Source organism: Massilimicrobiota sp. An80 (genome assembly GCF_002159255.1).
Taxonomy (GTDB): Bacteria; Bacillota_I; Bacilli_A; order Erysipelotrichales; family Coprobacillaceae; genus Allocoprobacillus; species Allocoprobacillus merdigallinarum.
Genome location: NZ_NFHI01000036.1, coordinates 1 through 25,880, shown reverse-complemented (window position 1 = coordinate 25,880; position 25,880 = coordinate 1). Strand labels below are relative to the sequence as shown.

Genomic DNA, 25,880 nt, shown 5'->3' with positions numbered 1-25,880 from the left:
CCTGATAATACCATTATAGAATTTCCCGTGATTTTAAACCAGCATAAGAGAAAACAAAAAAAGAGATTTCCCGTAAAACTTATTCGTTTTGGGAAACCCCGTGACTTCTTAGACTATCTCTTTTTTAATAGATCTAATAAATGATAATAGGAAATATAAATAATGTTATCTTAATTATGAAAAAGTGATATTCAAAAAGCTTATCAATAGTTAATTCAAAGGCAATTGGATATAAAAATAAAAAGAGATGGAACTCTTTATAAAGAAAAGAGTAATTGAACTTGATTTTTATAAGCGAATCTTTTATAATGATGTCAATCCGTTGAAGAAGATTAAATAGTCAAAATCTAATAGAGAGTCTGTGGTTGGTGGAAACAGATAGAGGAAGCTATGGGACACTTTGGAGGAAGTTATGAAAGTAACCGTGAGTCGCGTTAAGACAGAGAGGGCATACATTGTATGAACTAAGGTGGTACCGCGTTAATAACGTCCTTAGATAGGGCGTTTTTTTATTTTTAAAGGAGGATAGAGATATGGCCTATAAAGCACCAAGAGGAACAGTAGATATTTTACCTGCTCAATCTGGGAAATGGCAGGAATTAGAACAATTATTAAGAACAATTTGTGCAAATTATAATGTAAAAGAAATAAGAACACCTATTTTTGAACATACAGAATTATTCAATCGTGCGGTTGGTGATACAACAGATGTTGTATCTAAGGAAATGTATACTTTTGAAGATAGAAAAGGTCGTTCTATGACGTTAAGACCAGAAGGAACAGCTAGTATTGCGAGAGCTTATGTAGAAAATAAACTTTATGGAATGCCTGAAAAATTACAGAAAGTTTATTATATGGGTCCAATGTTCAGATATGAAAGACCACAAAACGGTAGACAAAGACAATTTCATCAATTTGGTGTAGAGATGTTAGGAGTTGAATCACCATATGTTGATGTAGAGTGTATGTTGATGGCTGTGACAGTTGTGAAAGCTTTAGGATTAAAAAATATTCAATTACACATCAATACTTTAGGTGATCAGGAATCTCGTGATGCCTATCGTGAAGCTTTACAAAATCATTTTCAACCTGTCTTAAATGAGTTATGCCATGATTGTCAGGTACGTTATGAAAAAAATCCATTACGTATTTTAGATTGTAAGGTTGATAAAAATCATCCTATGATGAAAACAGCACCAAAAACAATTGATTATTTGACTGATAATGCAAAAGCGCATTTTGAAAAAGTTTGTGCTTTATTAGATGATTTAGAAATTGATTACGTTGTTGATCCTAACTTAGTAAGAGGATTAGATTATTATTCACATACAGTTTTTGAAATTATTTCTGATGATCCAAAATTAGGAGCTGGTTCAACAGTTGGTGGAGGAGGTCGCTATAATGGCCTTGTAGAAGAATTAGGTGGACCACAAACACCTGGTGTTGGCTTTGCTTTTGGAATGGAAAGATTAATGATTGCTTTAGGTGATGATCATGAAGATGAAGAAGGTTTAGATGTCTATATCATGCCTTTAGGTAGCGAAGCTAAAGATTTGGCTATGCAGATTATGACAATGCTTCGTGCTAATGGATTTACTTGTGATATGGATCAATGTGATCGTGGGTTAAAAGGGCAATTTAAATCTGCTGATCGTTTCCACGCTCATTTTTCAATGATTATTGGAGATGAAGAAGTTCAAAAAGAAGTCGTGAATATGAAATGTAATCATACAAAAGAACAAGTGGAAGTTCCATTAGAAAATATTGTAGAATTTATTGAAAATCATTATGAAGGAGATCATGATCATGAATAGAACACATAACAATGGGGAATTAAGAATTGAAAATGTTGGTCAACAAGTCGAATTGATTGGTTGGGTTGCCAAGAAAAGAAATTTAGGAGCTTTGGTTTTTGTTGATTTAAGAGATCGTTATGGAATTACTCAGGTGATTTTTGATGAATCTTTTGAAGAAAGATTAAAAGAAGTGAAAAATGAATATATTTTATCTGTTCAAGGTACAGTGATTGAAAGATCTTCTAAAAATCCAAAGATTCCTACAGGTGATATTGAAATTCAGGCAAGTGCTTTTGAAATTATTAACACTGCAAAATTAACACCTATGATTGTGGCTGATGAAACAGATGCTTTAGAAGAAACAAGAATGCAATATCGTTATTTGGATTTAAGACGTCCTGTGATGCAAAAAAATATAATGACAAGACATCAAATCACAAGAAGTATTAGAGAATATTTAGATCATTTAGATTTTATAGATATTGAAACACCTTATTTAAACCGTTCTACACCAGAAGGTGCAAGAGATTTCTTAGTGCCTTCACGTGTTCATAAAGGATCTTTCTATGCTTTACCACAGTCACCTCAATTGTTTAAACAATTATTAATGGTATCTGGATTTGAAAGATATTACCAGATTGCACGTTGTTTTAGAGATGAAGATTTACGTGCTGATCGTCAAATTGAATTTACACAAGTCGATGTTGAAATGAGCTTTATGTCAACTGATCAGATTCTAGAAATTGGAGAAGGTATGATCAAAAAATTAATGAAAGATGTCAAAGGTATTGATATCGAATTGCCTTTAAGACGTTTGACTTGGCATGAAGCTATGGAAAGATATGGAATTGACAAACCTGATACACGCTTTGGATTAGAGCTTGTGAACTTGAATGATGTTGTCAGTGATGTGGATTTTGCAGTTTTTAAAAATGCTTTGGAAGCTGGCGGACATGTGAAAGGAATCAATGTTGTTGGTGAAGCAGCCAATTTTTCTCGTAAAAAAATTGATCAATTAACTGAACTTGCGAAAACTTATAAAGCTAAAGGTTTAGCATGGTTAAAAGTGACAGATGATGGCGTACAGGGACCAATTGCTAAATTCTTTACTGAAGAACAATTAGAAAAATTATTATCAGCTATGAATGCGCATAGTCAGGATTTATTGTTATTTGTTGGAGATGTTAAATATGAAGTTGTTTGTGATTCTTTAGCTGCTATTCGTAACTATTTAGGAAAAGAATTAAAATTATATGATCCTAATACTTTTGATTTCTTATGGGTTGTTGATTTCCCAATGTTTGAATATGATGATGAAACACAAAGATATTATGCAAAACATCATCCATTCACAAAACCAAAAGATGAAGATTTAGATAAATTAGAAACTGATCCAGAACATTGCTTAGCTGATGCTTATGATATTGTTTTAAATGGTTATGAATTAGGTGGTGGATCACAAAGAATTTATGATCAAAATGTTCAAGAAAGAGCATTTAAAGCTTTAGGATTCACTCAAGAACAAATTGACGCACAATTTGGATGGTTTGTAGAAGGATTACAATATGGAACACCACCACATGGAGGATTTGCTTTAGGGTTAGATAGAATTGCCATGTTACTTTGTGGTTGTGATTCTTTAAGAGATGTCATTGCCTTTCCTAAAAATACAAGTGCAACTTGTCCAATGTCAAAAGCACCGACACCAGTGGCAGATGCACAATTAGGAGAATTAGGAATCGGGGTGAAAGAATATGAATCAGACAAGAGTGAATAATGTTTTAAATGAAATGAGTCAAAGAGGAATGGATCATTTGATTATCAGTGATCCTAGCTCTATCAATTATTTGATTGGTTATGATAATCATCCAGGAGAAAGAATGTATGCATTGGTTTTATCATTAGATGGAAATCATACATTGTTCTTAAATCATTTGTTTTATTTAGATCAACAATTAGATTTAAATATTATCTGGTATGATGATACAGAAGATGGACCGGCTAAGATTGCTGAAGTTTTAAAAGATGATCATTGTGTAGGTGTAGATAAAAACTGGGAAGCTAGATTCTTAATGAGAGTTATGGAACTGGCTAACGAAGAATGTTGTTTTGAACTAGGTTCAATCTGTGTTGATTACGTCCGTATGCATAAAGATGAAGAAGAAATTGAACTTATGCGTAAAGCGAGTCAATTAAATGATCAGGCTATCGATCAGGTGATTCAGTTATGCGCCAAAGGGACATTGACGGAAAAAGAAGTTGGACAACAGCTGGATGGTATTTTTCAATCATTAGGATGCAGTGGGAATTCTTTTGATCCAATTGTTGGCTATGGACCTAACGGGGCAGATGGACATCATGGTTGCGATGATTCAAAGTTAAAACCAGGTGACAGCATTGTCATTGATATGGGTGGTATTTATCAAGGATATTGCAGTGATATGACAAGAACTGTTTTCTATAAAGAAGTTTCTGATAAACAAAGAGAAGTTTATGAATTAGTCAAAAAAGCCAATGAGGCAGCTGAAGCTATGATCAAACCAGGTGTAAAACTATGTGACATTGATAAAACAGCAAGAGATATTATCAGTGAAGCAGGTTATGGACCAAACTTTAATCATCGTTTAGGTCATTTTATTGGTAGAGATGTTCATGAATACGGTGATGTGTCTGCTGCTTTTGATATGGAAGTAGAACCAGGAATGATTTTTTCAATTGAACCAGGTATTTATATTCAAGGTGAATTCGGTGTTAGAATTGAAGATTTGGTTTTAGTCACTGAAGATGGCTGTGAAGTTTTAAATCACTATTCAAAAGATTTAATGATTATTGGTTAGAGTGAAAACTCTAGCCTTTTTGTTTAGTGTTAAAGAAGGAAAATCTAAAAATATTATAAAAATGTACATTTTTGATTCAAGTAGTATATTTTTTGAGTTTATATATAAAATAAAAAGAAGTCGCTAATAAAAACGAGAATAGTAGCGACTATCACAAACACAATATAATAATTAATTCAATATACGAAAAAGTTAAAAGTAATAATAAAAAGTTATAATTGTTCAACTAAAAACTCATGAAATTGCTTTTTGAGTTTTAGTTGATGAGCACGGCTGATTGGAATGGGTTGTTGGTTATTTAAAATGACGTGAGTTCTTTTTATTTCACTGACATAATATGCATTGATAATATAACTGTTATGTGTACGAATAAATTGTAAAGGTAATTGTTCTAATAGATCTTTGATTTTTTGTGCTGTCTTAATTGTTTCATGAACTGTGTAAATATATGAATATCTTTGAATTCTTTCAATATACATAATATCATTTAATAGAATAATTTTGGTTTTATCTTTTAAAGATATGGTTAATACTTTTTGTGATTCTATAATTCGATGAATAGCTTTTTCAATAGCCATGGGAAGTCTTTTCTTTGATTCGGGTTTATATACAAAATAACAGTGATTTGTTTCATAAACTTCTGTTGCTTTTTCTAAATAGGAACTGATAAAGATAATTTGAAAATTTTTATGTAATTGATTTAATTCTTTTGCCAGTTCAATGCCACTATGATTTTTTAATAAAATATCTATAATGATAATGGAATGGTCAGGGAATTGATCCATATGTAAAAGGACATCATGTATATCAAGAAATGTTTGTATTTGAAATTGATGATTCATGGTGTTGATAATGTCTTGAATGTATTGAATATGTTCTTTCATGTCATCAATAATAATAATGTTTTGCATTCCAAATCGCCCCTTCAAACAGATTAATATAATATTATCATATTTTGAAGAGGTAGAATCTACAGAAAATGACATAAAGTTTGTTAAAAATGAAAAAGCTATAAAATCTTTATGATTCTATAGCTTCCCATTATTATTCTTGGGCGTTAGAGTTTTCTTTATATTTTTCACTCATTAAACCATCTTCACCACTATAACTTGCCTGTTGATTTTGGTTATAGCCTTTATACTGATTTTGTCTTTGTTTGTTTTTAGATTTTTTGTGACTCATAATTTCTCCTTTCTTTCTATTGACATCTTTAGTTTGTGCCAAAATATAAAAAATATGAAAAAATAAATAGATAGAGAATACTTTTTTTAAAATTTATGCTAGAATAAAAGGCGAGGTGAAGAGAGTTATGTATTATTTTATTGGTATTAAAGGTTCAGGTATGGCATCACTTGCAACAATTTTATTTGATTTAGGTTATGAAGTTGCTGGAAGTGATATTGATAAATATATTTTTATTGAAGAAGATTTAAGAAAAAGAGGAATTCCAATCTACTCTTTTGATAAAAATAATATTAAAGATGGTTATGAAGTGATTATTGGTAATGCGTTTGATGAATCTAATGAAGAAGTTAAAGAAGCATTAAGTAATCCCAATGTCAAAACACATACTTATTATGATTTTTTAGGTCATTTAATGGATCAGTATATTTCTATTGGTATTGCAGGAACACATGGAAAGACAACAACAACGGGTATGGCTTATCATTTGTTTAAGGAATTTGATAAGACTTCTGTTTTAATCGGTGATGGAACAGGACATGCTGTTGAAGACAGTAAATATTTTATTGCAGAAACATGTGAATATCAGGATCATTTTTTACATTATTATCCAACTTATGCGATTATTAATAATATTGAAATGGATCATGTTGATTATTTCAAATCTATGGAACAATATGAAAAATCATTTGAACAATATGCAAATCAAGTTAAAGATACAGTTATTATCTGGGGTGATGATCCACATTTACCACACCTTCATTATCAAAAACGTGTTCTAAAATTTGGAACAGGTGAAAATAATGATGTTATTGCTAAAAATATCATTAATAATGATCATGGATTATCATTTGATGTCTATATTCATAAAGATTTATTTGGACATTTTGCTTTGCCATTTTATGGAATGCATATGCTTTATGATTCATTAGCGGTTATTACTTTAGGATATTTAGAAAATATGAGTGCTGAATATATCCAAGAACGTCTTTCTACTTTTGATGGTGTAAAACGTCGTTATACTGTTAAGACAGTTGGGAATAATATTTATGTGGATGATTATGCACATCATCCAACAGCAATCCGTTATGTCATTGAAGCAACACGCTCACGTTATCCACATAAAAAGATTGTTGCCATCTTTCAACCAGATCGTTTTTCAAGGGGATTACGTTTTGCTAAAGAATTTGCTGAAGCAATGGATTTAGCAGATTATCCTTTCTTTGTCCATTTTCCAGAAAATGCGAAGAAAGAACCTGGTATTGATATAGACATTTATGACATTGCAAAATACAATCCACGTGCTCAGGTTATTCATGAAGATGAAGCTGCTGTGAAGCTTTTAAGTCAATATGATAATGTTGTTTATCTATTTATGAGTAGTAAAGATATTTATAAATTAGAAGATCAAGTTATTGCTTATAAACAATCGCAGTAAGGGTTATCTTTTAATCATGTTGTATTTATGCTATAATATGGTAAATTGGCAGAAAGGAGAACTTATGGATGCAAAATTAGTATGCTATTGCATTTTGATATTATCTGGGGCTTTTGCACTTTTGAGCTTAGGTCTATTATTAATAAGAATGTCTTTAGCTGTCAAAGAAACAACGGTTTTAATGACAATGTTAGAAACAACCATTCAAAAAGTTGATCATATTTTAGATGATGTCAATAATAAAATGAATATGCTCAATGCACCTGTTGAATTGGTAAGTGGAATTTTTTCAAAAGGTGGTATGAAATCTGGTTTATTTGGGGTTTTAGGATTTTTAACTTCGTTTTTAAGAAGAAAAAAATAGAAAGAGAAAGGTGATTAGAATGAAATTTGGAAAGTTTTTAGTTGGTTTAGGTATTGGTGCAGTCGCTGGATTGTTATTGGCACCTAAAAAAGGTAGTGAATTAAGAGAAGATATTAAACGTGAATCTTTAAAAGCTTATGATAATTTAAAGAATATGACAAAAGAAGATCTTGAAGCTATGTTAGGTCAAACAATTGAAACAGTTAAGAAATCTGTAGATGAATTTGATATTGATACATTTAAAGCAACAACAAGAGATAAACTTAATGAATTGGAAGCAAAATTAGAAGATTTTGCTGCAAAAGTAAAAGATAGTGACCAGTATTTAACGATTCGTGATGGAGTTGTTGATTTGACACAAAAAGTCAATGATAAAATAGAAGAAGTCAAAACAAAAGTTTTAGATTCATCTGTAGATGATGATTATTTAGAAGCTTTTGAAAATGAAATCGAGAATGTTGAAGAAAAATTAGATGAAATGATTGAAGAGATTAAAGATTAATCATGGGAAAAAATGTAACAATTTATGATGTTGCTAGAGAAGCTGGTGTTTCTCTGGCAACAGTTTCACGTGTTATTAACGGTTCGAGTGTTGTGAAACCTAAAACACGTGATAAAGTCCTTGAGGCTATTCAACGTTTAGATTTCAAACCCAATCAGATTGCCAGAGGTCTTGCAACAAGTAAGACAACAACGATTGCTATTGTTTTTCCACAATCATTATTTGCTCATGTGAAAGATATGATTGGTGGAATAGGTGATACAAGTCGCCGTTTAGATTATAATGTCAGTATTTATACAACAGATGAAATTGGAGATGGCAATCCTATTGAAACTGTTATTGAAAAAGTTGTGAAATCACGTGCAGATGGTGTGATTTTATTTAATAATGAAGAAATCGAAAAGGAAATTGCTTTAGTTAATAAATATAAAATACCTGCAGTTGTTATTGGAACAAGTGTTACTGGGAAATATATGGGATCTATTTTTGCTGATGCAAAAAAGATTGCATATGAGGTTGTTGATAAATATTTGGCACAGGGAAAAAGTGATATTTTGTTTGTGTCACCTAAGCAGAATTTAATCAACATAGAAGAAATGATTACTGGAATTCAGGAAGCTTATCAAAAATATGATTTGGTTTTTGATGCAACAAAACAGGTCGTACATACATCATCACATTATGAAAAAAGCTATCCACAATTTTTAGAGTATTTTAAAAATCATCGACATGATCTTGTTTTTACAAGTTATGATAAGGAAGCTGTTGCTGTTGTGAATGCTGCAATTGACAATGGAATTGAAATTCCTGATGAAATGGAAGTTATTGGTATGATGAATACAAGCTATGCTTTGATTTGTCGCCCTTCATTAACATCTATTCATGTTCCTGTGTATGATATGGGGGCATTAGCTGTAAGATTGCTAACAAAAATACTTAATGATGAAGAAATTGAAAACAAAGCTGTTGTCATTCAACATTTATTGATGCCACGTGCTACAACAAAGAAAGACTTCTAATTGATTTAGAAGTTTTTTTCAAAGGGGAATCTTATGTATATCAAACAATTCTTTATAGATTTAAAGTTAAATATATGTTTTGTCTGTAAATGGTTATGGATTGCTTTTGTTTTGGGTATTGTCTGTGGTATTGTAGGAGCATTGTTTCATATTTCTATTGATTATGTTACTGATTTTCGTTTGTCACATTCATGGATTGTATGGGGATTGCCAATTGGTGGTGTTTGTATTGTCTATCTTTATCGTCTGGTTCATTTATCTCACGAACCAGGAACAAATACGATTATTCAATCTATTCGCCAACAGGAAAAAGTTCCTGTTTTATTAGCACCAGCGATTTTTTTAGCCACTATTATTACCCATTTGTTTGGAGGTTCTAGTGGAAGAGAAGGAGCTGCATTACAAATTGGTGGTTCTCTAGCAACATCTTTTGGAAAAATAATTCATGCTGATCAGCGTGAAATGTCAATGCTGATTATGTGTGGTATGAGTGCAGTCTTTTCAGCTTTATTTGGAACTCCATTAACTGCGACACTTTTTTCCATGGAAGTTGTTAGTGTCGGTGTATTTTATTATGCGGCATTAGTTCCATGCTTATGCAGTAGTTTGATTTCATTTGGAATTGCACAACTTTTTGGATGTCAGCCAACTTTTTATCAGTTATCAATTCCTTTTCAATTAACACCAATTATGAGTTTAAGATTAGCTGTTTTTGCATTTATTATTGCTGCTTTTTCCATTGTATTTGTATTAATGATGCATTATAGTCACAAATGTTTTCATCAATATTTTCATAATCCATATATACGAGTTATTATGGGATCATTCATGTTGATGATTTTGGTTTTCTTTTTTCAACAAAGATATTTAGGAGCTGGAATGGAAATTGTTGCAGAAGCTCTTTATCATCAGGCTCTACCATATGATTTTTTCATGAAAGCTATTTTTACTGCTATTACTATCGGCTGTGGTTTTAAAGGTGGAGAAATTGTTCCAACTTTTGTGATTGGTTCAACTTTAGGATATGTATCAGCTTTATTATTGGGCATTGATCCTCATCTAGGGGCTGTTATTGGAATTGTTGGTATGTTTTGTTGTGTTATTAATTCACCACTTACAAGTCTCATGTTAGGGGCTGAAATGTTTGGTATTCAATATTTAACAGCAATGGCTATTGTTGTTGCATTATGTTATGTTTTATCAGGATATTTTAGTTTGTATCAAGCACAAAAAATTGTATATTCTAAAACTTCAGTTGAATTTATCAATCAAAATGCAAAGTAAAAATTTTAAGTTGACTTCGACTTGAAAATCGCATATTATATATTTAAGCGTTGAAGAAGACAAGTAATTATAAATGGATGTTATAGAGAGTCTATGATTGGTGGAAATAGATCATTGTTTATAATGAATACACTTTGGAGCAGCTAAATGAAAAGTTTAGCCGGTGGCAACATCGTTATCAATAAAGAGCGTATGCTTAATGCATAAATAAAGGTGGTACCGCGAGAATTCGTCCTTTTGATGAATTCTTTTTTTATTTTATAAGGAGGATATATGTTATGAAAATTTATGATGAATTAGTATGGCGTGGTTTAATTAAAGATGTTAGCTCGCCAGATATTGAAGAAAAATTAAATAATGGAGGAATGACTTTTTATATTGGTACTGATCCAACTGGTGATAGTTTACATATTGGACATTTCTCATCATTTTTGATTAGTAAACGATTAAAGGATGCCGGACATAATCCTATTTTATTAGTAGGTGGAGCTACAGGTTTGATTGGAGATCCTAAACCTGATACTGAAAGACCAATGATTACTAAAGAAGAAGTACAACATAATTTTGAATGTCTAAAAAAACAGGCTCAGGATTTATTTGGGTTTGAAGTTGTGAATAATTATGATTGGTCAAAAGATTTAAACTTCATTGATTTTTTAAGAGATTATGGTAAATATTTTAATGTCAACTATATGTTGAATAAAGATATTGTCAAAAGAAGATTAGACTTAGGAATTACATATACTGAATTTTCTTACATGATTATGCAGGCCATGGATTTCTATTGGTTATATGAAAATAAAGGTTGCCAAATGCAGGTAGCTGGACAAGATCAATGGGGAAATATTACTGCTGGTATTGAATTGATTAGAAAGAAAACAGGGAAAGAAGCTTATGGATTTACAATGCCTTTGCTTACTAAATCTGATGGTACGAAATTTGGAAAAACAAACGGTCATGCCATTTGGTTAGATCGTAAAAAAACATCACCATATGAAATGTATCAGTTCTTTATTAATTCAGAAGATGATAAAGTCATTGATTACTTAAAATTCTTAACTTTCTTATCTAAAGAAGAAATTGAAGAATTAGAAGAAAAGAATAAAACACAGCCTCATTTAAGAGAAGCACATAAAGCTCTATCAAAAGAAGTGATTACATTTATCCATGGTGAAGAAGCATATCAGGAAGCTTTGGATATTAGCCAAATGTTATTCTCTGGTAAAATTCAAGATTTAACATTAGAACAAGTTCAGTCATGCTTCCATGGTGTTCCTAGTATAGATATGGAAGAAGATACACAAATTTTAAATGCTTTAGTTAAAGTAGGGGCTGCTTCATCAAATCGAGAAGCACGTCAATTTGTTACAGGTGGTTCTGTTCTTGTCAATGGAGAAAAGATTACAGATGTAAGCTTTGTTATTCAAAAAGAAAATGCTTTTGGAAAACAGGCAACTGTTATTAGACGTGGTAAGAAAAATTATTATGTTATTAATCATAAATAGGAGGATAGGATGAAAAAAATATTAGGAAGTTTCATGGCATTAGTTATGCTTTTGGGTTGTTCATCACAAAGTCAAGAAACACAAAATAGTGATACTCAAAATCAAACTGCTGTAGCTCAAAATGGCGATTATGTGAATATTGATTTTGTAGGAAAAATTGACGGTGTAGCTTTCAATGGTGGAAGTGCAGAGGGTTATGAGTTAAAATTAGGTTCTGATACCATGATTGATGGTTTTGAAGATGGAATTGTTGGGATGAAATTAGATGAAGAAAAAACAATTACTGTAACTTTTCCTGAAAACTACACTGCAGAGCTTGCAGGAAAAGAAGCAACATTTGATATTACTTTGCACAAGATTTATCGTGAAATTCAATAAATTTGAGTCTAATGACTCATTTTTATATTTCACAGATGAGGAGGTTTTGAAATGGATGGAATATTGTTAGTTAATAAACCGGCAGGTATGACAAGTCATGATGTTGTGAATCGTATTAGAAAGATTCTTCATACAAAAAAAGTTGGACATTGTGGGACATTGGATCCTGATGCCACAGGTGTTCTGGTTTTGTGTATTGGCAAAGCAACAAAGGCTTTACAATTTTTAATGAGTGAAACAAAAGTTTATCAGGCGACACTCTTTTTAGGAACAGCTACTGATACATACGATAGTAGTGGTCAAATTATGGAAGAAAAAGCCTTTCATGGTGTAAGAGATGTTGAAGAAACTTTACAGTCTTTTATTGGAAAGCAACAACAAATTCCGCCTATTTATTCGGCTATTAAAGTGCATGGTAAAAAATTGTATGAATATGCCAGAAATCAGGAACATGTAGATATTCAACCCCGAACTATTATGATTGAAAAAATAGAGTTAATTTCCCAACAAGATCAATCCATAACATTTCAGGTAAAATGTTCCAAAGGCACATATATTCGTTCATTGTGTGTAGATATAGGAAAAAAGTTGGGCTATCCTGCACATATGACTCATTTAATACGTTTAGCTTCAGGAGAGTTTTATCTTGAAGACTGTTATAGTTTAGAAGATATTGAACAAGGACATTATCAGTTCATGAGTTTAGAAGATGCATTTCAACATTTTGAACATTATTACATTGATGATGAAAATATTGTTTATCATGGTAAAAAAATAAAGAGTGATATTGATCATCAGGTTGTTGTATGTAATCAAAATCATAAGGTTTTAGCGGTTTATGGACCTGATGGTGAAGGATATTTAAAAAGTATAAGAGGGCTATTTTAATGGAAATCATTTATTTAAAAGAAGATATGCAATTACATATGACAGACTCTATTGTAGCAGCAATTGGTTTTTTTGATGGTTTACATGTAGGGCATATGGCACTTGTTGAAGAAGTGAAACGAGTTGCAGACACAAAGCATTATCATAAAGCTTTAATAACTTTTGATCATTATCCACTTTATGTATTAGGAAAGTTAAAAGAAGAAAAATGTCTGACTTCCATTGATGATCGTTATGAAATTCTTAAAAAAAGAGGATTTGATTATTTGTTTGTGATTGAATTTACACCCAAGGTTGCTGCTTTATCGCCTCAAGAATTCATACAGAAATATCTTATTGAATGTGGTATCAAGCATGTAGTCTGTGGTTTTGATTTTCGTTTTGGTGCAAAAAATCAGGGTGATGCGAAAACATTGCAGGAATCTTTTGGTTTTAATGTCAGTGTTATAGATGAAGTCATTTATAAAGGAGAAAAGATTTCTTCAACACGTATTCGACAGCATCTAGAAAATGGACAAATGAAAGATTTAAATGAATTATTAGGACGTCAATACTGTGTACATGGTCAGGTTATCCACGGTAGACATATTGGACATGAAATTGGTTTTCCAACAGCTAATATTGATTATGGTTCTTATTTTTTACCTTGTGGTGGTGTCTATGCTGTTAAAGTGATTATCAATCAAAATACCTACATGGGAATGTGTAATATTGGATATAATCCCACTTTTCAACCATTAGATAAAGCTTCTTTAGAAGTTCATATTTTAGATTTTAATCATGATATTTATGGAAAAGAGATTTACGTAGAATTTTATGATTTGATACGTAAGGAAAAACCATTTCATTCTAAAGAAGAACTCATTCAACAACTTTATAAAGATCGTGAATATGTCAGAGAATATTTTTCTCAAATAGCAAAGGAGATTAATTGATAAAATTAACCTCCTTTTTTGGTATGAAAATGATACAATGCTCCAAGTAAATTGGCTTCATTTTGAAATTGACAGGCTTTAATAACTGGTTCATGATCATCTTCTTTGTATTGTTTTCTTAAATCATGAAATTGTTTTTGAATAGTTTGAATGAGAAATGGCTGTTGACTGATTCCTCCACCAATAGTTACGATATCTAAATCTAGTAAATAATCAAGATTATAGATCATTGTTGCAATCTGTAAACAATAGTGTTCAAAATACTGCATAGCTTGATGAGATGAAGTCAGTTGTTGAAATACAATCTGTCCATCATCAGGACATTTTAAAATATCACTCAGATCATGAATGAGTTTAACAGCATTATATTCTTTACCAAAGTTAGAATAGCCATTTGATGTAGGGATTAAAAAAGAACCGAGCTCTCCAATTTTATAGTGTTTTGATTCTACGATTTTTTCATGTAATATATATGTTCCGCCAATACCTGAACCTAAGACAATCATAAAACCATTATCAACGTTCTTTAAGCTTCCTTTCCACATTTCACCTAAAGTAGCGCATTTGGCATCATTTTGTAAAGTGACTGGTAAGTGAGTTAAACTGGAAAATTCTTGACAAAAATCTGTTTCATTGAAATAGGGCAGTAAAGTAATAGCGTGGATATATCCTCTTTGACTATCAATAAGACCGGGCATACTGACAGCTATTCCTTCGACTTCTTTTGTGATTAATGTTTTTAAAGCATGATAGAATGTTTCTTTGTTGGTTTTGACAGTAGGAATCATATTTTTTTGTAAGCATATCCCATTAGATTGATAATATCCATATTTGGTATATGTACCACCTATATCTATAGCTAAATACATGATTTTCACCTCTCGTTTCATTATTTCATTGATTCATTTTGAATTCAACCTTTATTCATGTTTTTGATTTCTTTTTTGAGTAATTATGATATAATGATTAGACTGAGAGGATGTGATACGATGAATTTAGACAAATTATTAAATCCAAAACAAAAGGAAGCAGCCACTTATTTAGATTCTCATTTACGTATTATTGCAGGAGCAGGAAGTGGGAAAACACGTGTTTTAACATATCGTATTGCTTACTTGATTGAAGAAGTGGGGATTGAGCCTCGACATATATTGGCTATTACTTTTACAAATAAAGCAGCGAATGAAATGCGTCAAAGAGTTGTGGATTTATTAGGTGAATATGCTTCAGGAGCTCTTTTATGTACAATTCATTCTTTATGTGTCAGAATATTAAGACAGCATATTCATGCTTTTCATTATCCTCATCATTTTGTTATTATGGATGAAGAAGATCAAAAATCATTATTAAAGAAGATTTTTAAAGATAAAAATATTGATAGTAAAACAATGAGTGTAAAAAGCTGTATTCATTATATATCATCATGTAAAATGGCTGAAATCTCACCACAAAAAGCGTATAAATTAGCAGGAGATTTTATAGGTGAGGCCAAAAAAGCAATTGTTTATCAGGAATATGAAAAATATAAAGAAGAACATTTTATGCTGGATTTTGATGATTTGTTGTTGAAGACTGTTGAATTATTTGAGAAATTCCCAGAAATTCTGGAAAAATGGCAACGTAAATTTCAATATATACATGTAGATGAGTTTCAGGATGTTGGAAATATTGATTATAAATTGATTCATCTTTTATCAGGTCAAGCAACTTTATGTGTAGTTGGAGATCCTGATCAGACAATCTATTCTTTTAGGGGTTCTGATGTGAATTATATAATGAATTTTGATAAAGATTATTCTCATGTCAAAACCATTATTCTTGATCAGAATTATCGTTCTACAAAAACAATATTAGATATATCGAATAATTTGATTCGAAAAAATAAAAATCGTTTAGAAAAAGATTTGTTTACACAATTAGAAGATGGTGATAAAGTTGTGCACTATTCAGCAGGCGATGAAGAAGCAGAAGCTGAGTTTGTCTGTCAGACAATTGAAAATATTATACATCAGGTTGATGGTGTGAATTATCATGATTTTGCGATTCTTTATCGTGCTAATTATTTATCACGTCCTTTTGAACAGAAATTAATTCAGCATCAGATTGATTATAAAATATTTGGTGGATTAAAGTTTTTTAATCGTAAAGAAATTAAAGATGCATTAAGTTATTTACGCTTAATGGTATTTATGGATGATTTATCTTTTGAACGTATTATTAATGTTCCTAGTCGTGGTATTGGTCAAAAAACACTTGAAAAAATCCAACTGAAAGCGATTGAGTATGGCATTAGCTGTTATGAAGCCGTTTGTTTATATAGTGATGAAATTGGATTGAAAGGTAAAGTGAAAAAAGCCATCAGTGAATTTGTACAAGCTATTGAAAAAGCAAGACAATCAAGAAATCCCTTGGCTGATGTCTTTGAATACTTATTGAAAGATATTGGTTATTTTGAAATGCTAAGAAATGATGAAGATGAAAATCGTATTCAAAACATTATGGAGTTAAAAAACTCAATTGCTGGATATATGAATACCCATCCAGATAGTGCTACTTTTGAAAGTTATTTACAGGATATTGCTTTATATACATCACAAGATGATATGACACAGGATGAATATGTATCATTAATGAGTATTCATATGGCTAAAGGTCTGGAGTTTAACTATGTCTTTGTTGTGGGATTGTCACAGGATGTCTTTCCAAGTTTTAGAAGTGTTTCTGAAGAAGGAGAAGAGGGGATGGAAGAAGAACGTAGATTGGCTTATGTGGCATTTACGCGTGCGAAAAAGCGTCTATATCTGACGGATAGTCAAGGATTTAATTATATGACGAATTCTCCTAAAATGGCTTCTCAGTTTATTGATGAAATTGGCGTAGATCATGTTGAACATATTGGTAAGCCTTCACCATTTAAAACAAAACAATTTGTACATTTAGGTCCAACTGTTGATGAGATGATAGGTGATAATGATATTCATGATTGGAAACAGGGTGATTTTGTAGAGCATGATGTCTTTGGTAAAGGTGTTATTGTTAAAGTTCGTGGAAATACTTTAGATATTGCTTTTTCCATGCCATATGGTTTAAAAACATTGATGGCACAGCATAAGGCTTTAAGACGTTTATCGTCATAAAAATGATGTGAAAATAAGGATAATTTTGGGTGATGAATTTTGATGTTTTGTATTTGATTCATCATCTTTTTTTGATATAATGAGCAAGTGAATGGAGTGTGTAAAATGACATTAGAAAGATTGAATGAAATCAAAAAATTATTAAATGAATATAATTATCAATATTATGTCTTAGATAATCCAACAGTATCCGATCAGGAATATGATCGTTTGATGCAAGAGTTGCAAAGTATAGAAGCTAAACATCCTGAATGGGTAACTCCTGATTCACCAAGTCAACGTGTGGGTGGAGAAGTCTTAGAAGGATTTCAGAAAATTACGCATCAAAGAATGATGTTGTCTTTAGGAAATATTTTTAATGAAGATGAACTGAGAGAATTCGATGATCGTATTCGTGATGTGTTTCCTCAAGCTGAATATGTCTGTGAGTTAAAAATAGATGGCTTAGCTGTTTCATTGGTTTATGCTGATGGACAATTAAGTTATGGAGCAACACGTGGTGATGGAACAATTGGTGAAGATATTACGCATAATGTCAAAACAATTAAATCTATTCCATTATCAATTGATTATCAGGGAGATTTTGAAGTGCGTGGAGAAATCTATATGCCTAAAAAATCTTTTGAACAATTGAATCATCAACGTCAACAGGCAGGTGAAGCCTTATTTGCGAATCCTCGAAATGCGGCTGCCGGAAGTGTTAGACAGCTAGATTCAAGTATTGCTGCTAAACGTGGCTTAGATGCATTTTTATATATGGTGCCAACGGCTCAGGAAGTAGGGTGTCAAACACATAAAGAAGCTTTAGATTATATTGCAAAACTGGGCTTCAAAGTCAATCCTATGACACGTGTTTGTGCAAATATTGATGAAGTATGGAATTTCATTATGGAAATGACAGAAAAACGTCAATCTTTGCCTTATGAAATAGATGGTATAGTCATTAAAGTGAATAATTTAGCATGGCAGGAAAGATTAGGGTATACAGCAAAAGTTCCTAAATGGGCTATTGCCTATAAATTCCCAGCTGAAGAAGTTGTCACAAAACTTAAGGATATTATTTTTACAATTGGAAGAACGGGTCAAATTACGCCAAATGCGGTTTTGGAACCTGTACGTGTCGCTGGTAGTACCGTTCAACGTGCGACATTACATAATGAAGATAACGTTGTTCATAAGGATATTCGTGTTGGCGATTATGTTGTGGTCCGTAAAGCAGGAGATGTTATCCCAGAAGTTGTTCGATCTTTAAAAGAAAGACGTGATGGAACAGAACAGAAATTTAAGATGATTGATGTTTGTCCATATTGTGGGACACCGCTTGTTAGAAAAGACAATGAGGCTGCTTATTATTGTTTAAATGAGCATTGTGATTCTAAGAAGATTGAGCGCATCATTCATTTCGCATCTCGTGATGCTATGAATATAGAAGGATTAGGAGAAAAAATTATAGAACAATTTTATAATTTAGGTTTTGTTCGTTCTATTGAAGATATTTATAGTTTATCTAGTCATGAACAGGAAATTATAGATATAGAAGGATTTGGTAGAAAATCAATGGATAATTTGTTAGAGGCTATTGAAAAAAGTAAAGGTAATTCAATGGAAAAATTATTATTTGGTTTAGGAATTAAAGGAATCGGTGCTAAAATGGCTGATAACTTAGCTAAGGAGTTTAAAAGTATGGATGCTTTGCTTGAGGCTTCAACAGCTAAGTTGCTTTCTATGCGTGATGTTGGCGATACACTTGTTCAATCTTTAAATCGTTTTAGAAGTCAACCTCAATCAATGACTTTAGTACAACATTTAAAAGATCTCGGTTTAAATATGAATTATCTAAAAGATACATCTTTACTTCAAGAAAGTATTTTTAATGGAAAAACTGTTTGTGTCACAGGAACATTAGAATTGATGACGCGTAAGGAGATTAAAGAGTATCTTGCCAGACTAGGTGCTAATGTGACAGGTAGTGTATCTAAAAAAACAGATTATCTGATTTGTGGTCGTGATGCTGGAAGTAAACTTGAAAAGGCCAGAGAATTAGGTGTGACTGTATTAAGTGAAGAACAATTTAAGGAGGAGGTTGATTTATGAAAAGAATAATATGTGTTTGTATGGCTTTCTTATTGTTGTTGACTGGTTGTCAATCTTCACAAGATACTGTTGAAGAAGAAACAACAAACAATACTGCATCAATGGAGTCATTTGATGATACTTATTATAATATCGTCAAATTTGAAGATAGTGAACTGAGAGAAGATTTCTATTTGGACTATGGTGCAACATCTGATTTCTCTTCAATTGGAAGAGGATTACAAATTTTATCATCACAATATTTTTCAACTTCTGATCATTATATGAGTGAAGGTCAATATTTAAAGCTTGCTTTAAAACAAGAAATGGTTAAACGTGATAGTGATTATTCTTTACAGCCTGCTGCTGGAACAAAGATTGCCAATGTCAGTGATCCAACAATGGTTCAACAGATTCAAGAACAGGATTTTTGGGAAAAATCAGGTGATAAATATACTTTAAAAGGTGCGTCATTTGTGATTGTTCTTGATCCTCGTGATAAAAATAATGCTCGTTTAAAAACGCAGATGGATGATCAATCTATTTTAAATTATGGATATGAATGTAGTGAGAAATTATATGAAATTATTCAATCTCACGAAGATTTTGAAAAGTTAAAGAATTTACCTGTTTTAATTACGGTTTATCAGGCAACTGATTTAACAGAAAGTACTGTAGATGGAAATTATATTTTAAAGACATACTGTGATGGTTCTTATGGAAATAGTGAAGAAGTAAATTTTGAGACTGTTTTATTTTCAAGTACACGTGCCGAAGAATTAGATGCTACAACATCTAATGAATTTGATATTATTAAAAGTAATTTAAAAGATGCAGCAACTGAAGCTGCTGGATTAGTAGGAACTGCCAGATATCAAAATGGTGAAATTCAATCAATGGTTATAGAAGCTCATTTAAACGTGAAAACAGCAACTGAATTGATGTATTTATCTTCTATTTTGGCGAATGGTGTTGATACGCGTTTTTCATCTGATTTTGATATTAAAGTGCTTATATATTCACAAGATGAATTACAGGCGATTGTGATTAAAGATAGAGGACAAGACGTTAAAAGTTATTATTTATATTAGAGGATGGACTATGGACGAAAGAGAATTAATTCAATCATTAGCAAAAGATGTAAAGTTATCTGTTTTGGATGAAAACATGGATACTTTCATTGAAGCATATCATCAATTTCTCAAACAGGTTCAAAGTCTAGAAAGTATTCAAACTGAAGGTGTAGAGCCTTTGGTTTTTCCTTTTGAGGTAGAAACTTCTTTTTTAAGGGAAGATAGTATACAGGATGTTATGCATAGAGAAGATATTTTAAAAAATGCAAAACACATCAAAAATCAACAAATTCAGATTCCTAAGGTGGTGGAATAATGAATGTTTATAGTATAGAAGAATTGCATCATGGTTTTAAAACTGGTCAAATTCTTCCTGAAAATTACTATCAGGAGATTTGGCATGAGGCTCAATATCAGCAAAAACGCTTAAATGCTTTTGCGCTTATGACGTTTGATAAAGCACAACAAGATTTAAAACATGCGCAATTTCAAAATATTTTGAGTGGAATTCCCTATGTTTTAAAAGATAATTTTAATACAAAAGGGATTTATACAACAGCATCCAGCCGTATGTTGGCTGATTATTTACCTGTATATAATGCACATATTGTTGATTTACTGGAAAAAGCAGAATGCTGTTTAATTGGAAAAGCTTCAATGGATGAATTAGGCATGGGAACTATGAATATGACTGCTTTGACGGGACCTGTTTTGAATCCATGGAATATTCAAAGAGTTGCTGGTGGTTCATCTGGAGGATGTGCAGCATTAGTTGGAAGTGGCGTTGTTCCTTTTGCGATTGGGAGTGACACAGGCGATTCTATTCGTCGTCCTTCTGGTTTTTGTGGCATTGTAGGAATGAAACCTACATGGGGATTGATATCACGTTATGGTTTGATTCCTTATGCTGCCAGTTTAGATACGGTTGGTGCTATGACCAGAAGCGTTAAAGATATGAGTATTGTTTTAGAAAATATTGCTGGCTATGATGAACATGATATGACATCATGTACTAAAAAAGTACCATCTTATTATCAATCTTTATCTTCAGATGTATCTCATTTGAAAATTGCTGTCATAAAAAATGTATATGAAAGATTAACGGATTCACGCATAAAAGAAAAATTTATGAATTGTGTTTCCATATTCAAAAGATTAGGGGCAACAATTCATGAAGTTGAATTTTCAGATACTTATCTTCAGGCTTTATCACCAGTTTATCAGATTATTGCTAATGGGGAAGCTACAAGTCAACATGCCTGCTTAGATGGCATTAAGTATGGCTTACAAAAACAAGGGGAAAATATAGATGATATGATTATACGTACTCGAAGCCAGGGTTTTCATCAAAGCATTCAACAGCGTTTTATTTTGGGTTCATTGGCCTTGAAACAGGAAAATCAGGAAAAGATGTTTAGAAAAGCTCAACAGGTCAGACGACTCATTGTTAATTTGATTCAAGATTTATATCGTCATTATGATATTATTTTGACTCCTAATGGTGAGGGAATTGCTCCTTTTCTTAATGAGGCTAGGCAAGTTGAATATACATTAGTTGATAATTTTTTGATTGTTGCGAATTTGGCAGGATTACCAAGTTTAACTTTACCATGTGGTTTTGTTGACCATATGCCTGTAGCCATTCATATAATGGGACGATGTTTTGAGGAACAGACTGTTCTCAATTGTGCCTATGCGTTAGAAAAATCGCTATCTTTTTCTCAGCAATATTGCCGAAAGGAGATTCAACATGTTTGAAACAATCATAGGTATTGAAGTACACTGTGAATTAAAAACGCAGTCTAAAATGTTTTCTTCAGCTCCTGTTTCATTTGGACAACCACCTAATAGTCAAGCTCATGTTATAGATTTAGCGATGCCAGGAACTTTACCATCGGTTAATAAAAAAGCAGTAGAAATGGCTATTCGTGTTTGTCATGCCTTGCATATGGATATAGACAGTTTGCTTCGTTTTGATCGTAAGAATTATTATTATCCAGATTTACCAAAAGGTTTCCAAATAACGCAACAATATCATCCTATTGGTAAAAATGGATATTTAGATATTGAAGTCAATGAACAGAAGATACATATCAATATAGAACAGCTTCATCTTGAAGAAGATACAGCAAAACTCACCCATGATGACGATTATACATTGATTGATTATAATCGTGCAGGTATTCCTTTGATTGAAATTGTGACACAACCTCAGTTTCATAATAGTCAGGAGGTTTGTGCTTATTTGGAAGCTTTAAGAATGATTTTGATTTATACTGATGTTTCAGATGCTATTATGGCTCAAGGGTCTATGCGCTGTGATATTAATATTTCATTACGCCATGAAGGGTCTCAAGGCTATGGTGAAAAAGTGGAAATTAAAAATTTGAATTCACTCGCTAATGTGCAAAAAGCGATTGATTTTGAAATTCAAAGACAGACGGAACTTTTATTGAATCATTGCTCCGTTCCAAGACAAACGCGACGTTTTGATGAAAAGACACAAAAGACAATAGCGATGCGTGATAAGGAATTATTAGCTGATTATCGTTATTATCCTGAACCTAATATTTTACCAGTTCGTCTACCATGGCAATGGATTGAAAGTATTAAAGATCATTTACCAGTGCTTCCAGCACAAAGACGCGATAAATATATTCATGAATATAAACTTTCAGTAAAAGAAGCTGATACGCTTTTATTGAATAAAGATTTATCAGACTTTTATGACCAGGTTGTTGAACAATGTATATATTATGATACAGTATGTCACTGGCTTATTGGAGATGTTTTGTCTTATCTTCATAAAAATCATTTACATATTCATGATATATTTGAAGTTCAGGATTTTGCGAAACTGATGAATATGACAGGTCAAGGAATTGTTTCTTCTAAACAAACAAAACAGATTTTATCATTAATGATTTTAGAAAAAAAGGATCCTTTAACTATTATGCAAAAACATCATATTCAACAAATGAATGATGAAAATGTTTTGATAGAGCTGATTGAAGAACTGCTAGATAATCACTTTCAATTGGTTCAGGATTACCATCAGGGTAAGACAAATCTTTTAGGTTATTTTGTAGGACAAGTCATGAAAAAAACTCAAGGACAAGCGAATCCTCAAAAAACAAATCAATTATTAAAACAATTATTGGAAAAAAGAAAAACATAATGTTCTATACATTGTTCATGAATTTTGGTACAATAGAGAAAAAGTAGGTGAAAAATAATGGCAAAAAAATTTCATTTTGATGATGAAGACGATATTCAGGATGAATACCAACCTTCATCATATCTTGATGATTTAGAAAACAAAAGAGAAAATGTGCCTTATACTGCAATAGATGAAGAAGATGACGAGGAAGAGGAGCCAATGAAGAAAAAGAAAAAAGGTTTTGTTATGAAATGGTGGCACTATCTGCTCATTTTATTTGGTGCTTTAGCTGTTGCTTTTATTATTTATATCGTAGTTTTATCATTTAATAATGGTCCTGTCTACGGAGATCGCTGTGAAGGTATGGTGAGTATTTCTAAAGATGCCAGAGATTCAACTGTGTCAACTATGGAAGAAAAATATGATGAAATTGAATCAATGACACTTTCAACTGAATGTCGTCAATTAAAATTAGATATTACTTTTAAAGCAGGTATGAGCACTAAAGAAGCACAAAATATTGCAGAAGAAACAGTTCAAACTTTGGATGGTATTGTGGGAAGAGAAAAAGAAGATGGCCAAAAATATAGTGATTTATTTGGTACAATTGATGGTGTGACACAATATGAAGTCAATGTTTTCATGACATCTTCTGATAGTGAAGATTTTCCGATTTATGGAACAAAAAATATTCAAAATGATGAGTTTTCCTATACTTTAGCTTCTGTAAGAGATGAAGAAAGTGCAAAGAAAGCTCAAGAAACTTTAACGGATGAATAAAACGAGCTAAGCTCGTTTTTTTATAGGAGGACATATATTATTATGCAAAAGAATGAATATATTGAGGCAAAATGTATTGATTACACTCATGATGGGATGGGAATTGTCAAATATGAAGGAATGCCAATTTTTGTGAAAAATATGCTTGTTGATGAAATTGGAAAAATTAAGATTATTAAAGTTTTGAAAAAATATGCCATTGGAAGGCTTATTGAATTGAGTGATTCCAGTCCACTTCGTCAAGAAGCAAGATGTCCGATATTTAAACAATGTGGTGGCTGCCATTTACAGCATTTAAATCAATTGGCACAACAACAGTTGAAAACCAAGAGGGTTGCAGATACATTACTTAAAATTGGTCATTGTCAAGTGCCAGTTGAACCATGCCTCATGATGGAAAATCCCTGGTTTTATCGTAATAAAGTTCAAGTTCCTGTAGGAATGCATCAAAACCATCTCGTAACTGGATTTTATAAGCAGCATAGTAATGATATTGTGGTGATGGATCAATGTTATATTCAAAATGAGTTATCTAATCAGATCATCCCTTTTACAAGACAATTGTTGGAAGAAGTAGGTGAAAAGGCTTATGATAAAGTCACACATCAGGGAAATATTAAGCATATTCTTGTCAAATATGGTTATCATACGAATCAGGCTATGCTTGTTTTCATTACATATCAACGTTCTATTCGTCAAAAAGACTATTTAATACAAGCTCTTAAAAAGCAATTTCCACAGTTAAAAACAATCATTCAAAATTATAATCCTCGCCATGATAATGTGATTTTAGGTGATGATGTTATGATTTTAGATGGTGATGGATATATAGAAGATCAGTTATTAGGAAACACATATCGTATTTCTTTGAAATCTTTTTATCAGATCAACCCATTACAGGTGGAAGTCCTATATCAAAAAGCTATTGAATATGCCAATTTACAACCAACTGATGAAGTGATAGATGCTTATTGTGGGATTGGAACAATATCTTTATCATTAGCTCAATATGTTCATAAGGTTTATGGTGTTGAAATTGTTGAACAGGCAATTATTGATGCTAAAGAAAATGCAAAAAGAAATCATATTGATAATGTTGAATTTTATTGTCAGGATGCTGGTGAATTTATGGTTGATTTTGCGACAAAGCATAAACAAATTGATGCTGTGATTGTCGATCCACCTAGAAAAGGATGTTCTCAATTATTTTTGAATCAGCTATTGTTATTATCTCCTGATAAAATTGTATATATTTCATGTGATGTGGCAACTCAGGCAAGAGATATTGATATCTTGCAACAACATGGATACCATGCTGTGAAATGTCAGCCTGTTGATATGTTTCCACAAAGCTTTCATATCGAAAATATTGTGCTTCTTACAAAATAAGATAAAACCTATTGTTTTGGGTGTCAAGCAATTTTGAAAATGTCCTAAAAAAAGTTAAACATTAGCACCGTTTGTACGATGCTTTTGTCTTGCTAGAAAGCCAAGAAAGTCATCATTTCTCCAAGGATGTTCCATTGGCG

General features: G+C 31.8%; 23 protein-coding genes and 2 other annotated features. Of the genes, 20 read left to right on the top strand and 3 right to left on the bottom strand.

Annotated elements, in window-relative coordinates:
* The first annotated feature begins 313 nt into the window (after positions 1–313).
* Positions 314–497, top strand: a binding site (T-box leader).
* A gap of 36 nt (positions 498–533) precedes the next feature.
* From hisS to B5G32_RS09995, 3 genes are read left to right on the top strand one after another with little or no spacing between them, the layout of a single operon-like run.
* The gene (gene hisS, locus B5G32_RS10005; RefSeq protein WP_087936566.1) at positions 534–1,814 is read left to right on the top strand and encodes a histidine--tRNA ligase; all 1,281 of its coding nucleotides are present in this window, start codon (positions 534–536) and stop codon (positions 1,812–1,814) included.
* Positions 1,807–3,573 (top strand): aspartate--tRNA ligase, encoded by a 1,767-nt coding sequence (aspS, locus tag B5G32_RS10000; RefSeq protein ID WP_087936565.1) that lies wholly within the window; start codon positions 1,807–1,809, stop codon positions 3,571–3,573. The genes hisS and aspS overlap by 8 nt, the downstream gene beginning before the upstream one ends.
* The gene (locus B5G32_RS09995; RefSeq protein ID WP_087936564.1) at positions 3,551–4,633 is read left to right on the top strand and encodes a M24 family metallopeptidase; all 1,083 of its coding nucleotides are present in this window, start codon (positions 3,551–3,553) and stop codon (positions 4,631–4,633) included. Before aspS ends, B5G32_RS09995 begins: the two co-directional genes overlap by 23 nt.
* Positions 4,634–4,845: 212 nt before the next feature.
* On the opposite strand, the gene B5G32_RS09990 is transcribed toward B5G32_RS09995, so the two are convergent.
* A complete protein-coding gene (locus tag B5G32_RS09990; RefSeq protein ID WP_158094006.1) occupies positions 4,846–5,544 on the bottom strand; it encodes a LytR/AlgR family response regulator transcription factor in 699 nt (232 codons plus the stop codon).
* A gap of 133 nt (positions 5,545–5,677) precedes the next feature.
* Positions 5,678–5,815, bottom strand: a complete 138-nt coding sequence (locus B5G32_RS13830; protein ID WP_158094005.1) for a hypothetical protein — start codon at positions 5,813–5,815, stop codon at positions 5,678–5,680.
* Between the two features lie 127 nt (positions 5,816–5,942).
* Between B5G32_RS13830 and murC the strand changes: the two genes are divergently transcribed.
* The 9 genes from murC (at position 5,943) to B5G32_RS09945 (ending at position 14,128) form a co-directional block, all read left to right on the top strand.
* The gene (gene murC, locus B5G32_RS09985; protein ID WP_087936562.1) at positions 5,943–7,253 is read left to right on the top strand and encodes a UDP-N-acetylmuramate--L-alanine ligase; all 1,311 of its coding nucleotides are present in this window, start codon (positions 5,943–5,945) and stop codon (positions 7,251–7,253) included.
* Between the two features lie 64 nt (positions 7,254–7,317).
* Complete coding sequence (locus B5G32_RS09980) at positions 7,318–7,617, top strand: hypothetical protein (protein WP_191341003.1); 300 nt, start codon at positions 7,318–7,320, stop codon at positions 7,615–7,617.
* A 19-nt stretch (positions 7,618–7,636) separates the two neighbouring features.
* A complete protein-coding gene (locus tag B5G32_RS09975; RefSeq protein WP_087245509.1) occupies positions 7,637–8,119 on the top strand; it encodes a YtxH domain-containing protein in 483 nt (160 codons plus the stop codon).
* 2 nt (positions 8,120–8,121) lie between these two features.
* Positions 8,122–9,138: a LacI family DNA-binding transcriptional regulator gene (locus B5G32_RS09970; protein ID WP_087245511.1), complete on the top strand. Its 1,017-nt coding sequence runs from the start codon at positions 8,122–8,124 to the stop codon at positions 9,136–9,138.
* 33 nt (positions 9,139–9,171) lie between these two features.
* A complete protein-coding gene (locus tag B5G32_RS09965; RefSeq protein WP_087936561.1) occupies positions 9,172–10,422 on the top strand; it encodes a chloride channel protein in 1,251 nt (416 codons plus the stop codon).
* A 41-nt stretch (positions 10,423–10,463) separates the two neighbouring features.
* Positions 10,464–10,662, top strand: a binding site (T-box leader).
* Between the two features lie 38 nt (positions 10,663–10,700).
* Positions 10,701–11,927 (top strand): tyrosine--tRNA ligase, encoded by a 1,227-nt coding sequence (gene tyrS, locus B5G32_RS09960; protein ID WP_087936560.1) that lies wholly within the window; start codon positions 10,701–10,703, stop codon positions 11,925–11,927.
* Positions 11,928–11,936: 9 nt separating this feature from the next.
* Positions 11,937–12,305: an FKBP-type peptidyl-prolyl cis-trans isomerase gene (locus B5G32_RS09955; protein WP_087297561.1), complete on the top strand. Its 369-nt coding sequence runs from the start codon at positions 11,937–11,939 to the stop codon at positions 12,303–12,305.
* A gap of 51 nt (positions 12,306–12,356) precedes the next feature.
* The gene (gene truB / locus B5G32_RS09950; protein ID WP_087297560.1) at positions 12,357–13,193 is read left to right on the top strand and encodes a tRNA pseudouridine(55) synthase TruB; all 837 of its coding nucleotides are present in this window, start codon (positions 12,357–12,359) and stop codon (positions 13,191–13,193) included.
* Positions 13,193–14,128 carry a bifunctional riboflavin kinase/FAD synthetase gene (locus B5G32_RS09945; protein WP_087936559.1) on the top strand — a complete coding sequence of 312 codons (936 nt, stop codon included), beginning with the start codon at positions 13,193–13,195 and terminating at the stop codon, positions 14,126–14,128. The genes truB and B5G32_RS09945 overlap by 1 nt, the downstream gene beginning before the upstream one ends.
* 5 nt (positions 14,129–14,133) lie before the next feature.
* Here the strand turns inward: B5G32_RS09945 and B5G32_RS09940 are convergent, their stop codons facing one another.
* Positions 14,134–14,997 (bottom strand): ROK family protein, encoded by an 864-nt coding sequence (locus tag B5G32_RS09940; RefSeq protein ID WP_158094004.1) that lies wholly within the window; start codon positions 14,995–14,997, stop codon positions 14,134–14,136.
* Between the two features lie 120 nt (positions 14,998–15,117).
* Here B5G32_RS09940 and B5G32_RS09935 point away from each other — a divergent pair, with 120 nt between their 5' ends.
* The 8 genes from B5G32_RS09935 to rlmD all read left to right on the top strand — a co-directional run bounded on the left by B5G32_RS09935 (position 15,118) and on the right by rlmD (position 25,740).
* A complete protein-coding gene (locus B5G32_RS09935) occupies positions 15,118–17,265 on the top strand; it encodes an ATP-dependent helicase (RefSeq protein WP_087245551.1) in 2,148 nt (715 codons plus the stop codon).
* Positions 17,266–17,370: 105 nt separating this feature from the next.
* Positions 17,371–19,359 carry an NAD-dependent DNA ligase LigA gene (ligA, locus tag B5G32_RS09930; protein WP_087936557.1) on the top strand — a complete coding sequence of 663 codons (1,989 nt, stop codon included), beginning with the start codon at positions 17,371–17,373 and terminating at the stop codon, positions 19,357–19,359.
* Positions 19,356–20,429: a CamS family sex pheromone protein gene (locus tag B5G32_RS09925; protein ID WP_087245547.1), complete on the top strand. Its 1,074-nt coding sequence runs from the start codon at positions 19,356–19,358 to the stop codon at positions 20,427–20,429. The genes ligA and B5G32_RS09925 overlap by 4 nt, the downstream gene beginning before the upstream one ends.
* Positions 20,430–20,439: 10 nt before the next feature.
* Positions 20,440–20,727 carry an Asp-tRNA(Asn)/Glu-tRNA(Gln) amidotransferase subunit GatC gene (gatC, locus tag B5G32_RS09920; RefSeq protein WP_087936556.1) on the top strand — a complete coding sequence of 96 codons (288 nt, stop codon included), beginning with the start codon at positions 20,440–20,442 and terminating at the stop codon, positions 20,725–20,727.
* Positions 20,727–22,169: an amidase family protein gene (locus B5G32_RS09915; RefSeq protein ID WP_087936555.1), complete on the top strand. Its 1,443-nt coding sequence runs from the start codon at positions 20,727–20,729 to the stop codon at positions 22,167–22,169. Before gatC ends, B5G32_RS09915 begins: the two co-directional genes overlap by 1 nt.
* Positions 22,162–23,589 (top strand): Asp-tRNA(Asn)/Glu-tRNA(Gln) amidotransferase subunit GatB, encoded by a 1,428-nt coding sequence (gene gatB / locus B5G32_RS09910; protein WP_087936554.1) that lies wholly within the window; start codon positions 22,162–22,164, stop codon positions 23,587–23,589. Before B5G32_RS09915 ends, gatB begins: the two co-directional genes overlap by 8 nt.
* A gap of 57 nt (positions 23,590–23,646) precedes the next feature.
* On the top strand, positions 23,647–24,351 hold the full coding sequence (locus tag B5G32_RS09905) for an Asp23/Gls24 family envelope stress response protein (RefSeq protein ID WP_087297551.1): 705 nt from the start codon (positions 23,647–23,649) through the stop codon (positions 24,349–24,351).
* Positions 24,352–24,393: 42 nt separating this feature from the next.
* On the top strand, positions 24,394–25,740 hold the full coding sequence (gene rlmD / locus B5G32_RS09900) for a 23S rRNA (uracil(1939)-C(5))-methyltransferase RlmD (protein ID WP_087936553.1): 1,347 nt from the start codon (positions 24,394–24,396) through the stop codon (positions 25,738–25,740).
* The last annotated feature ends 140 nt before the right edge of the window (positions 25,741–25,880 follow it).